Raw genomic sequence first — 13,135 nt, forward strand, 5'->3', positions numbered from 1 at the left:
TGCGCGTGGCCTCTTGCGTTTGAGACTTCAGGCGGAGTGGACCGAACTCAGGAACTTGGCCACTTCCAGCTTGAGGCGGTTGCTGTCGGCCGAGAGCGAGCGCGCCGCCGACAGCACCTGCGAGGAGGCCGAGCCGGTCTCGGAGGCGCCGCGCTGCACGTCGCTGATGTTGGACGACACGAGCTGCGTGCCTTGGGCCGCCTGCTGGACGTTGCGGGAGATCTCCTGCGTCGCCGCGCCCTGCTGCTCCACGGCGGCGGCGACCGTGGACGAAATCTCCGACAGCCGCTCGATGGTGCCGCTGATCTCCCTGATCGAGCCGACCGACTCCTCCGTCGCGGCCTGGATGCTGGAGACCTGCTGGGCGATCTCGCCGGTGGCCTTCGCAGTCTGCTCAGCGAGCGCCTTGACCTCGGAAGCGACCACCGCAAAGCCGCGGCCGGCTTCGCCCGCACGCGCCGCCTCGATCGTGGCGTTCAGCGCCAAGAGGTTGGTCTGGCCGGCGATGGTGCTGATGAGCTCGACCACGTCACCGATCCGGGCGGCGGCCTTGGAGAGCGCGCCGACGCGCTCGTTGGTCCTGCTCGCCTGACCGACGGCCTCGGTGGCGATGCGGGCGGATTCCTGCACCTGACGGGCAATCTCGGATACCGAGGAGGAGAGCTCCTCGGTCGCCGAGGCGACCGCCTGCACATTGGCCGAAGCCTCCTGCGACGCGCTGGCGACCTCCGTCGAGAGGTCCTGGGCCCGCGCGGCGGTCGTGGTCAAGGTGCCTGCGGAAGCTTCGAGCTCGCTCGACGCCGACGATACCGTGTTCACGATCTCACCGACCGCCTGCTCGAACTGATCGGCAAGCCGGACCATTTCTTTCTTGCGACTCTCGGCCTGCCGCGCCTCGAGCTCGGCCTGCTCGGCCCGCATGCGCTCGGTCTCGATCATGTTGTCCTTGAACACCTGGATCGCCTTGGCCATGTCGCCGACCTCGTCAGCCCTGCCGCGGCCGGGAATCTCGACCTCGAGATTGCCGCCGGCAAGCCGCCCCATCGCGTGCGTCATCGAGGTCAGGGGACCAACGATGCTGCGCCCGATCAGGAAGGCGACGATGCCACCGAACAAGATGGCGAGCCCGCCGGCGATCTCCTGAACGGTCGTCGTGCTGGCGATCACGGCTTCGGCATTGTTGCGCGAGTCCCGGTAGTCCTTCTTCAGGGTCGTTTCCGCGGCCTTGAGCTTGCCGATACTGTCGACGATGAGGGGCGCGAGGTTCTTGTGGTAGATCTCGTCGGCTTGAAGCATCGCGGCGGACGTCGTCTCGAATGCCGATTTGTAGATTCCGAGCGAGGTCTTCACCGGCGTGAGCGTGGCGCGCAACTCCGCCGCCTGCGGGCTCTTTTCGATGGCCGCGAGCCGTTGCGCTGCCCTGTCCACACTCGCCCTGAAATTCGCAGGCCCCTGGACATCACGCACGGCTAGGAAACGCCAGGTTGCGACCCGAACAAGAAGGATTCTGGATTCGAGGTCGGCGACCAGGGCCGCCGTGTCTTCATCGACGGCAGCCCGCGCCGCGTCGACCAGCTTGCCCATCTTGACGGCCAGCTCCTCTCCACTGGGGAGCAGCGTCGCCTTGCCGGTTCTCACCTCGTTGACGGCGTCCCCGAGATTGTCACGCAGGCGTCGCATCTTGGCGATGTCGTCGATCAGGCCGTTGTAGAGCGCTCGCCGCTCCTCGGAGAGCGTCCCCTGCGCGCCCACCCGCAGCAGCTCGGTCGCCGCGGTTTCCCGCTCTTGCGCCTCCTTCATTGCAGGCTCGTTGGCGTCGTAGACGTAGCGCAGGTTGGCCCGTTGGATCGCCTGCAAATGGGCTGATATTTCCAGCACCCGTGCCGTGCTGTCGGAGAGGGCGGATTGTCTTGCGACCTGATCCTGCACGTACCGCAAATTCCAGACGGCAACCACTGCCATCACGAGACCGACCGCCACCAGGGCCATGAAGCCTGCGTACAGGCGTCCCCTGATCCGCAAACGAAATTTCGGCATTCCCACTGTCCACCCAGATGCATTTGAATTCGAGGGGTCGGACAGCTCCGGCGATCGTCACGGCCACTCCGGCAGCCGCACGCCGCGCCCTGGCGACCCACGCTGCACCGCGACACAATGGGGGACACTTCTTAATTGAACCTTCAAATTCTTCGCGGGCATGCGCATCAGCGCACGATAATTTGCTGATTTTATCGGCAATCGAGCAAGGCTTTCGCGCAGACCAGCAGCCGCATGCAGCGTGGTGCATGCATTTGCCAGGATGAGTACCGATCGGGCGCCCATAAATAGAGGCTGCATCTTGGATCTCTCTATTTCCGCCGGACAGGCTTTTTCAGCTCGTACGCAATCTCCGACAGCGTCATCCCGAAATCCAGAAGCTCACGCTCGCTCATGGCGGCGAGCTGGCAGTGCATCCGCGCGCGCTCTCGCCGCAGCCGGATGATCTCCGCCAGCTTGCGCCAGACCGATACGACCCTCGCAGGCCGTAACGAATGGCGCCGGCCGGCAGACCAGATCGGGCTCAAGCCGTCAGCCCGCGGCTCTCGCGGCCGTTTGTGGAAACGGGCCGAGCGCCTTCTCGGTCAGAACAGAGTCGCAGTACTCGCGGATCTCCTTGATCTTGCCGTCCTCGAGGCGAAACACCAGACAATAGTCGTTGTCGTAACGCACGCCTTCGGGTGTGACGTTGTCACCCTTGGCTTCGACGACGACGACGTCGCCATCGGCAATGAAGCGATGGGCGATTGTACGCGTGCGGTCGCGCAGGCGCGTGCGCACATAGCCGTGCAGATCGTTGAGGATCGCCTCCTTGCCCGAAAAGGTGCGGGACCAGGAATATTGCCCGGTCACGATCCATTTGGCGTCGTCGGCAAGGCTGGCGCTGAACAGCGCGCGATCGCGCGCGGCTGGATCGGGATCGGCGGCAGCGGCAAAGATATCCTGCATCAGTTTCTTGTTGGCGGTCGCGTTCATGGCGGCATCTCCGTGGTGTGACATCGCGAAGATCATCGCTGGTCGATCAGAATTCTTCAAATCGATAGTAGATATGATATATATTCACACCATGAATTTGAATGCGCTTGACCTCAATCTGTTGACCGCCCTCGACGCATTGCTGCGCGAGGCCAATGTCAGCCGCGCGGCGTTACGGCTCGGGCTGTCGCAGCCGGCGGCGAGCCATGCGCTCCAGCGCCTGCGCGACATCTTCGGCGATCCGCTCCTGGTACGCACCGGCGCGCGGATGGAGCTGACGCCGCGGGCGCAAGCCCTGCGCGCGCCGCTGGCGCAGGCGCTCGACCAGGTGCGCGGGCTGTTCGTCCCTGACGAATTCGATGCCGCTCGCAGCGAGCGGCAGTTCCGTCTGATGATGCCGGACCTCGCGGTCGAGCTGTTGATGCCCCCGCTGATGGAGAAGGTGACGCGGGCTGCACCGAATGTCCGCATCGACGTCGTGCCCTGGCGGGGATCGGCGATCTTCCACGCCGAATTCGCCCGCACCATCGACCTCGTGATCTCGATCGGCAATGCCTTCAAGGGCTTTCACCGCCAGCTGCTCTACACTGACAGCGACGCGCTGGCGGTGCGGCGCGGCCATCCCATTGGAGCGAAGCTGAAACGGCGCGAGGCGTTCCTGGCCGCGCGCCATGTCGGCGTGATCATCCGCGGCAGCGCTGAGGACCTGATCGACACCTGGCTGCGCAGCAAAGGCATCGAGCGACACATCTCGCTGGTGGTGGCGGGCTATCTCGAAGCCTTGCACGTCGCCGCGCGCACCGACCTCGTCGCTTTCGTGCCGCGCCGGCTGATCGCGGCGCTGTCGAAGCAGCTCGGCCTCGTCACGGTGACGCCGCCGCTCGACCCCGGGATCGACGAGCAGTTCATGTTCCACCCGACGCGGGCCCAGATGGACCCGGGCTCGATCTGGCTGCGGCGGCTGATGCTGGAGACCGGACGGGAGCTAGCGAAGAAGGAGCGGCGCGTTGGGTAGCTCTCGTAAGGAGTGGGCAAAGCGAAGCCTGCCCACCATCTGTTGTCGCCGGACGAAGATGGTGGGCACGGCGCTTTGCGTCTTTGCCCGAGAGCCGCGCTGCCTTCACGCCTTCTGCGCGTCCATCACCTTGCGGATCGCCGGGCGATCCGACATGCGCTTGAAGTGATCAGCGATCCTCGGCGTCGCATTGATGTCGACGCTGTCGCCTTCGAGCCAGGTCGAAAGCGTGTAGAGATAGGGATCGCAGACCGTGTACTGCTCGCCCATCACCCAGGGCCCCCGAAACATCTTCTGCTCGATGAGCTTGAAGCAGGCCGCCATGGTCTTCGGCACCATAGCCTTCATGTCGGCGAACGAGCTCTCCTCCGTCGCCCAGCGCGCGCCGCGCATCTTGTGGGCGTGGTTGATGTGCACGGTCGAACAGAGATAGGAGTTGAACGACTGCACCTGGGCGAACTCGAAGGGATCGTCGAGCGGCGCGAGCTTCGCCTTGGGGAACACTTGCGCGATGTAAGCCAGCATCGCCGGCGTTTCGGTCAGGACGCCGCGATCGGTGACGAGCGCGGGCACGCGGCCCTTCGGGTTGATGGCGAGATAGTCCGGGCTGTTCTGCTGGTTGTCCTTGAAGCTCAGCCGTTCGGCCGTGTAGTCGGCGCCGGCCTCTTCCAAGGTGATGTAGGTGGCGAGCGCGCAGGTGCCGGTGGCGTAGTAGAGCTTGAGCATGTCGGACCTCATGAGAAAGCTGGAAAATAACGGCTGTCGACCCCAAGGTCCATAGCACAACATCCTCTTCGCAGTTGCCCACCTCCGCCCGGCTGTGCCAAGACGCCTGCAACTGGAGAGTTTTCTCATGACGGTACTCGTCGCCGGTGGCGGCATCGGCGGGCTGACCCTTGCGCTCAGCCTGCATCAAATCGGCGTTCCCGTGAAAGTGTTCGAGAGCGTCGCGGAGCTGAAGCCGCTCGGCGTCGGCATCAACGTACTGCCGCATGCGGTGCGCGAGCTGATCGAACTCGGCCTGATGGATAAGCTCGACGCCAGCGGCGTGCGCACCCGCGAGCTCGCCTATTTCTCCAAGCACGGCAAGCCGATCTGGAGCGAGCCGCGCGGACTGGACGCCGGTTACAAATGGCCGCAATTCTCGATCCACCGCGGCACGCTGCAGCAGCTCCTGCTCGACACCGCGGTCGAGCGGCTCGGCCGCGAGAACATCCTCACCAGCCATCATCTGACCGGCTGGACCGAGACGGCGGACGGCGTGCGCGCCGACTTCATCGACAAGGCGACCGGCAAGGCCGCCGGCACTTTCGAGGGCGCGATCCTGATCGCCGCCGACGGCATCCATTCCGCCGCGCGAGAAAAGCTGTATCCCAATGAAGGCCCGCCGATCTGGAACGGCCGCATCCTCTGGCGCGGCGTCACGCCGGCAAAGGCCTTCCTGACCGGCCGCACAATGATCATGGCCGGCCACGAGATCCTGAAATTCGTCTGCTATCCGATCTCGAAAGAGCCCGACGCAAACGGCAACCACCTCATCAACTGGGTCGCGGAGCGCCACATGCCACCGACCTATCAGTGGCGCCGCGAAGACTATAACCGCACGGCACGGCGCGAAGAATTCCTGCCCTGGTTCGAGAGCTGGCAGTTCGACTGGCTCGACGTGCCCGGCCTGATCAGGAACTGCCCGCACGCCTATGAATATCCGCTGGTCGACCGCGATCCAGTCTCGCAATGGACCTTCGGCCGCGTCACGCTGATGGGCGATGCCGCGCATCCGATGTACCCGATCGGTTCGAACGGCGCCTCGCAGGCGATCCTCGATGCCCGCGTCATCACGCGCGAGATTCTGGCGCATGGCCCGACGCAAGCAGCGCTGCTCGCCTATGAAGCCGAGCGCCGGCCCGCAACCGCCGACCTCGTCCTGCTCAACCGCAAGAACGGCCCCGAGCAGGTGATGCAGCTGGTCGAGGAGCGCGCGCCTGACGGCTACGAGGTGGTCACCGACGTGTTGTCCCAGCAGGAGCTGGAGGACGTTGCCGCCAACTACAAGCGCGTTGCGGGCTTCCAGGTGGAAGCGCTGAATGCGAAGCCGCCGATCGTGAGCAAGGATGCGCGCGCGGGAGCATGATGCTCTCGCTCAAAGCGAGATGCGCATGAATGTGCCCTCGGCCCTTGTGGGAGACGGCATCGCCGCCAGTAGACGCGGACTCCCTTGGGTGAGGGGTTGTTTCCGCATTCCTCTCTTAGTTTGAATTCGCGGACAGATGCCCCGCATCCGGCGCTTCGCGCCACCTTCTCCCACATCCGCCTTCGCCAAGGCTTCGGCGGACATGAGAGAAGAAGGGAAGTGGAGCACGCGGCTGGAGTCGCGCCTCACTTCACCACCCTCGCCGCTTCCAGCAACCGCTCGCTCGCGCTTGCCGTCGCGAGCACCGTGCCGTCTTCCGCCATCAGCTTGCCCTCGACGAACGCGATCGTCCTGCCGAGCTGCGTCACCCTGGCCTCGCCGACGATCGGGCCAGGCTTGGCGGGCGCCAAAAAATTCACGGTCATGCTGATGGTGGTGGTGTAGAGCCGCCCCTCGCTCATCACCAGCACGGCGGGACCCATGGTGTCATCGAGCATCGCCGAAAGCATGCCGCCCTGGATGAAACCTGCGGGGTTGCAGAATTCAGGTTTGGCCTCGAAGCCCAGTCTGATCCAGCCCTCCTCCGGACGGGCATCGAGCAGGCGCCATCCGAGCAACTCGGCGCAGGGCGGCCTTGGAAAATCGTCGAGCGCGGTCTTGACCATGCGAGGCTCCATCGCGCCGTGATAGCGCAGCGCTGCTGCCAGCGTGCTGTCAGGAGCACGGGCCGATCAAACATCCAGTGCGTGCGCAATCACCTTGCGCATGACGTTGGGCAGCGCTTCGTCCGCGAGGCTCGCGATCGGTACCCAGCGCATGCCAGCGGGCGCGCGGGTGCGGGCTTCCACCTGCGCCGTGTAGACCACCAGCTCCAGAGGAAAATGCGTGAAGACATGGGTGACCACGCCCACCTTGCGCTGCCAGCGCGACAACCCCTTCAGCTCCGGCGCCTGCTGTTTCGCCGCCGCGTCCTCTTGGCCGGCCAGCCAGTCCGAGCCCGGCACTTCCGTCATGCCGCCCAGCAGGCCCTTCTCGGGCCGCGAGCGGACGAGCAGTTCGTCGCCACGCGTGATCACAAAGGCGGCGCCGCGCCTGAGCGTCCCGCTCTTCTTCGGCGCCTTGCGCGGGAACGTCTCCTGGGAGCCTTGCGCGCGCGCCGTGCAGTCCTCGTTCAGCGGGCACAGCGAGCAGGCCGGCTTCTTCGGCGTGCAGATCGAGGCGCCCAAATCCATCAACGCCTGTGCGCTGTCACCGGCGCGGGAATCCGCCAGCAACGTCGCCGCCAGTTGCTGGATCAAAGGTTTTGCCTGCGGCAGCTCGTCCTCGACCGCGAACAGGCGCGATACCACGCGCTCGATATTGCCGTCGACCGGCATGGTGCGCCGATCGAAGGCGATCGCCGCGATCGCCGCCGCCGTGTAGGGCCCGATCCCCGGCAGCGCTCGTAGCCCTTCCTCAGTGTCGGGAAAGACGCCGCCGTGCTCGCGCGCCACCGCCACCGCGCAGGCGTGGAGATTGCGTGCGCGCGAATAGTAGCCGAGCCCGGCCCACATCCGCAGCACGTCGTCGAGGGAGGCCCGCCCTAGCGCCGTAACGTCGGGCCAGCGTGCGACGAATTTTTCGAAATAGGGCCCGACCGCCTTCACCGTGGTCTGCTGCAGCATGATCTCGGAGAGCCAGACGCGGTAAGGGTCCGACGCCTCCCCGGGCGCGGCGCGCCAGGGCAGTCGGCGGCGATGGCGATCGTACCATTGCAGGAGCAGCGTCGGACGCGATGAGGTCTCCGGTCGAATTGGTTTCGATTTGAGGTTCAGGGCGGATCTGCGGCTCATGCGCTCACTGTAACGGCCCCATGCCAATCTCTCCACGTCGTGCCCGCGCTGGTCGCGGGCATCCACGTCTTTCTTCGTGGTGGCCCGCCCGAGGTGCTATAAAGCCCGCCATGTCCAAATCCGGCCCCATCTTCAAGCCCGGTCCCATCAGCGCAAAACCGCTCGGGATCCTGCTCAATGACGTCTTTGCCGAGGCCTATGCCAAGCAGGGCTTCGCCGCACGCGAACTGGTGACGCGGTGGGCGCAGATTGCGGGGCCCGAGATCGCGGCCCATGCCGAGCCACTCAAGATGCAATGGCCACGCCCGGTCGAGGGTCAGCCGCAGGAGCCGGCAACCCTGGTGCTGCGGGTCGAGGGGCCGATGGCGCTGGAGATCCAGCACTCGGCCGACGTGATCCTGGAACGGGTCAACCGCTTCTTCGGCTGGAGCGCGGTCGGCAAGCTGGCCTTCCGCCAGGCCCCCCTGTCGCGGCCGAGGGGCCGGAAGCGGCCCGGCCCGCCAGACCCCAAGGCGGTCGCCAAGGTGGCGGAGAGCCTCACCGACATCGAAGATGAGCAATTGAAGACGGCGCTGGCGCGGCTCGGGGCCGCCATCAAGCGAAATTGAGCCTCATTCCGCGCCCAAACTGAACCCGTGCCTGCGGCCTGCCATTGCCTCAGGCGACGTTTCAAGCTAGCGACAGGCCGCCCGAAGGGGAACCTCGGGCGAACCTTGCCAATCCCGGGAGCCGACCTTGATCATCACCCGCCGCGCCTTCACCACGATGCTGTCGCTGACCGGGCTTGCCGCGCTCGCCGGGATCTCGCCGCTGCGGTTCATTTCCGACGCGATGGCGCAGTCCGCCGCCGATGTGGCCAAGCCGGTGTCGCTGCCCGACATGGCGCTCGGCCCGAAGGACGCCGCCGTCACCATCACCGAATACGCCTCGATGACCTGCCCGCACTGCGCCGCCTTCAACGAGCAGGTGTTCCCGAAGATCAAGAAGGAATACATCGACACCGGCAAGGTGCGTTACATCTTCCGCGAGTTCCCGCTCGACATCAAAGCCGCCGCCGGCTCCATGCTGTCGCGCTGCATCGCCAAGGACGACGCGCCGAAATACTTCGCGGTCACCGACATGCTGTTCCGCCAGCAGAACGACTGGGTGGTGAAGAACACCACCGAGACCCTGACGCGGATCGGCAAGCAGGCCGGCCTCACCCAGCCGCAGGTCGAGTCCTGCCTGAAGGACCAGGCGCTGCTCGACAAGATCGCCGCCGACCAGAAATATGCCAGCGACGTGTTGAAGGTGGATTCGACACCGACCTTCTTCATCAACGGCGAGAAGATCAAGGGCGAAGCCTCGTTCGAGGAGTTCGCCAAGAAGATCAATCCGCTCCTGAAGAGCTGATTCGCTCGTCAAGATCCTGATTCGCATCTCGAAAGCCGTATCTTTCCCGGCATAAATCCCTTGGGAAAAGCGGCTTTCGCCGGTTGCCCTCGCGGCGCACCGCGGCCATTGTCCAGCCGCATGAGGCGCCTCGCGCGACTCGCCCGGATAGCGACATTGCCTTCCATGGTATTGTCCCGGCAGGGGGATTCGTGCCTGCCAACAGAGATGCGTGCTTATGAAAATCACCCGCCTGCGCCTTCACGGTTTCAAGTCCTTCGTTGAGCCTACGGACTTCGTCATCGAGCCCGGTCTGACCGGCGTGGTCGGTCCCAACGGCTGCGGCAAGTCGAATCTCGTCGAAGCGCTGCGCTGGGCGATGGGTGAGACCTCGTACAAGTCGCTGCGCGCCGCCGACATGGACGCGGTGATCTTCGCCGGCTCCGGCAACCGTCCGGCGCGCAACCATGCCGAAGTGACGATGACGATCGACAATGCCGATCGCACCGCGCCTGCGGCGATGAACGACAGCCAGATTCTCGAGATCTCCCGTCGCATCGAGCGCGAGGCTGGCTCGGTCTATCGCATCAACGGCCGCGACGTGCGCGCGCGCGACGTGCAGATCCTGTTCGCGGACGCAGCCACCGGCGCGCGTTCGCCGGCCCTCGTCCACCAGGGCAAGATCGGCGAGATCATCCAGGCCAAGCCCGAGCAGCGCCGCCGCGTGCTGGAAGATGCTGCCGGCGTCGCCGGCCTGCACGCCCGCCGTCACGAGGCCGAGCTGCGGCTGAAGGCGGCCGAGACCAACCTCACCCGCGTCGAGGACGTGATCGGCCAGCTCTCCGGGCAGATGGAAGGCCTGAAGAAGCAGGCCCGCCAGGCCGTGCGCTACCGCGAGGTCGCGGCCAAGGTTCGCAAGGCCGAGGCCACCCTGTTCCATCTGCGCTGGATCGGCGCCCATGCCGACGTCAACGAATCCGGCCAGACCCATGATCTCGCCGTCCGCGAGATGGCCGAGCGCACCCAGCACCAGGCCGAAGCCGCCCGCATTCAGGCGATCCGCGCCGCCGAGATGCCGGCGCTGCGCGATGCCGAAGCGCGCGCCGCCGCCGGACTGCAACGCCTCACCAATGCCCGCGAACAGCTCGACCGCGAGGAAGAGCGCGCCAAGGAGCGCGTCGCCGAGCTCGAGCGCCGCCTCGCCCAGTTCGAAGGCGACATCTCGCGCGCCCAGCAGCAGACCATGGATGCCGACGTCGCGCTGCAGCGGCTCGACACCGAAGACGCCGAGCTGAAGGAAGAGATCAAGTCGCGCGTCGAGAAGCGCTCCGGCGTCGACGAGCGCGTCGCCGAAGCCGAGGCGGTGCTGACCGAAACCGAGCAGCGCTTCGCCGAGCTGACCACCGCGCTCGCCGACCTCACCGCCAAGCGCAACCAGTTGGAAGCCAACGTCCGCACCCACCGCGACAAGCTCGCCCGGCTCGACCAGGAGATCGCGAACGTCGCCGCGGAAGAGCAGAAGCTCACTGAGGCGACCGGCGGCTTCGGCGATCTCGATGAGCTGACCGCACTGGTCGAGACCGCGGAGCAGACGCTGGCAGCTTCCGAAGCCGCGGCGCAGGCGAGCGAAGCCGCGCACGTTGCCGCGCGTCAGACGCTGGAATCCTCGCGCGCGCCGCTGGTCGAAGCCGACAAGCGCGTGCAGCGGCTCGAGACCGAAGCGCGCACCATCTCCAAGATCGTCAACGGCGAGACCAAGAACCTGTGGCCGCCGATCATCGACGGCATCACTGTCGACAAGGGATTTGAAAAGGCGATCGGCGCCGCGCTCGGCGACGATCTCGACGCGCCGATCGATCCGTCAGCGCCGATGCGCTGGACCAATGTCGGACACACCGAGGGCGATCCGGAGCTGCCCGAGGGCGCCGTGCCGCTTTCCAATCACGTGCAGGCGCCGGCCGAGCTGGCGCGCCGCCTGGCCCAGATCGGCGTGGTGCCGCGCGAGCGCGGCGCCGAGCTGGTCTCGCAGCTCAAGACTGGCCAGCGGCTGGTCTCACCCGAAGGCGACGTCTGGCGCTGGGACGGCTTTGTCGCCGCGGCGCACGCCCCGACCGGCGCCGCACGGCGTCTTGCCGAGCGCGCCCGCCTCGTTGATATCGAGAACGAGCTGGAGCAGGCCCGCATCGACGCGCAGATCAAGCGCCAGGCGCTGGAAAACGCCGAGTCCGAGCTGCAGATGGCCGCGAGCACCGAAGGTGCCAGCCGCGAAGCTTGGCGCGCCGCGCAGCGCGAGCTCAACGTCGCGCGCGAGCGCCACGCCAATGCCGAGCGCGAGATCAGCCGCCACGCCGCCCGCAAGGCGACGCTGTCGGAAGCGCACAGCCGTCTCGCCGCCGATCGCGCCGAGGCCGAGGCCGCCTACGAATATGCCGCGGCCGGCATCAGCGAGCTGCCGTCGAGCGAGGACACCGAGACCCAGCTCGCCGCCGTCCGCAGCGACATCGAGGGCCACCGCCGCATGGCCGCCCAGGTCCGCGCCGAGGCGCAGGCGCTGGCACGCGAGGCCGAGCTCGCCGACAGGCGCGTGCAGGCGATCCTCGCCGAACGCACCGAGTGGCAGAACCGCAAGGAGAGCGCGGCCTCCCACATCGACACCATCCAGGCCCGTATCGCCGAACTCACGATCGAGCGCAGCGAACTCGAAAACGCACCGCAAGTGTTCGCCGAGAAGCGCAGCGCGCTGATCACCGAGATCGAATACGCCGAGAACGACCGCCGCATGGCCGCCGACGCGCTCGCCGCCGCGGAAAGCGCGATGGCGGAGACCGATCGCGTCGCCAAGCTGACGCTCGAAGCGCTCTCCAGCGCTCGCGAGGCCACGGCGCGCGCCGAGGAGCGCATGGAAGGCGCGCGGCGCCGGCTCGAGGACATCGAGCGCGAGATCCGCGACATGCTCGAAGTCGAGCCGCAGGCCGTCGCCGGCCTTGCCGAGATCGAGCCGGGCGCGGAGCTGCCGCCGCTGCACGACATCGAGGAAGACCTCGAAAAGATGCGCCGCGACCGCGAGCGCCTCGGCGCGGTCAATTTGCGCGCCGAGGAAGAGCTGCGCGAGGTCGAGACCCAGCACACCGGCCTCGTCACCGAGCGCGACGACCTGGTCGAAGCCATCAAGCGGCTGCGCCAGGGTATCCAGAGCCTGAACAAGGAAGCGCGGGAGCGGCTCCTGACCTCGTTCGACGTCGTCAACAACCACTTCAAGCGCCTGTTCGTCGAGCTGTTCGGCGGCGGCGAGGCCGCGCTGCATTTGATCGAGAGCGACGACCCGCTGGAAGCCGGTCTCGAAATCATCGCCAAGCCGCCGGGCAAGAAACCGCAGACGCTGTCGCTGCTCTCGGGCGGCGAGCAGGCGCTGACCGCGATGGCGCTGATCTTCGCGGTGTTCCTCACCAATCCCTCGCCGATCTGCGTGCTGGACGAAGTCGACGCACCGCTCGACGACCACAACGTCGAACGGTACTGCAACCTCTTGCATGAGATGACCGGCTCGACCGACACGCGCTTCATCATCATCACGCACAACCCGATCACGATGGCGCGGATGAACCGGCTGTTCGGCGTCACCATGGCCGAGCGCGGCGTCTCGCAGCTCGTCTCGGTGAGCCTGCAAGAGGCCGTGGAGATCCTCGACCAGAACGTGGCGTGATATCTCCGGCGTCATTCCGGGGCTCGCGGGGCGAGAGTCCGGAATCTCGCGCTACAATCTCGAACTTCCGG

Annotated in this window: 10 protein-coding genes; 5 read left to right on the forward strand and 5 right to left on the reverse strand. The window is 66.2% G+C overall.

Features of this window, described 5'->3' with window-relative positions; translation table 11 throughout:
• Positions 1-27 precede the first annotated feature (27 nt).
• Positions 28-2,037 carry a methyl-accepting chemotaxis protein gene (locus EAV90_RS21950; protein WP_162500404.1) on the reverse strand — a complete coding sequence of 670 codons (2,010 nt, stop codon included), beginning with the start codon at positions 2,035-2,037 and terminating at the stop codon, positions 28-30.
• Positions 2,038-2,568: 531 nt separating this feature from the next.
• A complete protein-coding gene (locus EAV90_RS21960) occupies positions 2,569-3,012 on the reverse strand; it encodes a nuclear transport factor 2 family protein (RefSeq protein ID WP_122406822.1) in 444 nt (147 codons plus the stop codon).
• Between the two features lie 91 nt (positions 3,013-3,103).
• Between EAV90_RS21960 and EAV90_RS21965 the strand changes: the two genes are divergently transcribed.
• Positions 3,104-4,027 (forward strand): LysR family transcriptional regulator, encoded by a 924-nt coding sequence (locus EAV90_RS21965; protein ID WP_122406823.1) that lies wholly within the window; start codon positions 3,104-3,106, stop codon positions 4,025-4,027.
• Positions 4,028-4,132: 105 nt separating this feature from the next.
• Here the strand turns inward: EAV90_RS21965 and EAV90_RS21970 are convergent, their stop codons facing one another.
• Positions 4,133-4,753: a glutathione S-transferase family protein gene (locus EAV90_RS21970; protein WP_122406824.1), complete on the reverse strand. Its 621-nt coding sequence runs from the start codon at positions 4,751-4,753 to the stop codon at positions 4,133-4,135.
• A gap of 127 nt (positions 4,754-4,880) precedes the next feature.
• Here EAV90_RS21970 and EAV90_RS21975 point away from each other — a divergent pair, with 127 nt between their 5' ends.
• Complete coding sequence (locus EAV90_RS21975; RefSeq protein ID WP_122404815.1) at positions 4,881-6,158, forward strand: flavin-dependent oxidoreductase; 1,278 nt, start codon at positions 4,881-4,883, stop codon at positions 6,156-6,158.
• Between the two features lie 245 nt (positions 6,159-6,403).
• Here the strand turns inward: EAV90_RS21975 and EAV90_RS21980 are convergent, their stop codons facing one another.
• Positions 6,404-6,823, reverse strand: a complete 420-nt coding sequence (locus EAV90_RS21980) for a PaaI family thioesterase (RefSeq protein ID WP_122404816.1) — start codon at positions 6,821-6,823, stop codon at positions 6,404-6,406.
• Between the two features lie 66 nt (positions 6,824-6,889).
• Positions 6,890-7,990: an A/G-specific adenine glycosylase gene (mutY, locus tag EAV90_RS21985; RefSeq protein ID WP_129144647.1), complete on the reverse strand. Its 1,101-nt coding sequence runs from the start codon at positions 7,988-7,990 to the stop codon at positions 6,890-6,892.
• 110 nt (positions 7,991-8,100) lie between these two features.
• On the opposite strand from mutY, the gene EAV90_RS21990 reads away from it, so the two are divergent.
• From EAV90_RS21990 to smc, 3 genes are all read left to right on the forward strand, one after another.
• Entirely contained in the window at positions 8,101-8,598 is a 498-nt protein-coding gene (locus EAV90_RS21990) for a DUF721 domain-containing protein (protein ID WP_122404818.1), read from the forward strand.
• A 127-nt stretch (positions 8,599-8,725) separates the two neighbouring features.
• A complete protein-coding gene (locus tag EAV90_RS21995) occupies positions 8,726-9,382 on the forward strand; it encodes a DsbA family protein (RefSeq protein ID WP_122404819.1) in 657 nt (218 codons plus the stop codon).
• Between the two features lie 217 nt (positions 9,383-9,599).
• Positions 9,600-13,064: a chromosome segregation protein SMC gene (gene smc / locus EAV90_RS22000; protein ID WP_122404820.1), complete on the forward strand. Its 3,465-nt coding sequence runs from the start codon at positions 9,600-9,602 to the stop codon at positions 13,062-13,064.
• Positions 13,065-13,135 lie beyond the last annotated feature (71 nt).

It is taken from the genome of Bradyrhizobium vignae (genome assembly GCF_004114425.1).
In the GTDB taxonomy this organism is placed as follows: domain Bacteria; phylum Pseudomonadota; class Alphaproteobacteria; order Rhizobiales; family Xanthobacteraceae; genus Bradyrhizobium; species Bradyrhizobium vignae.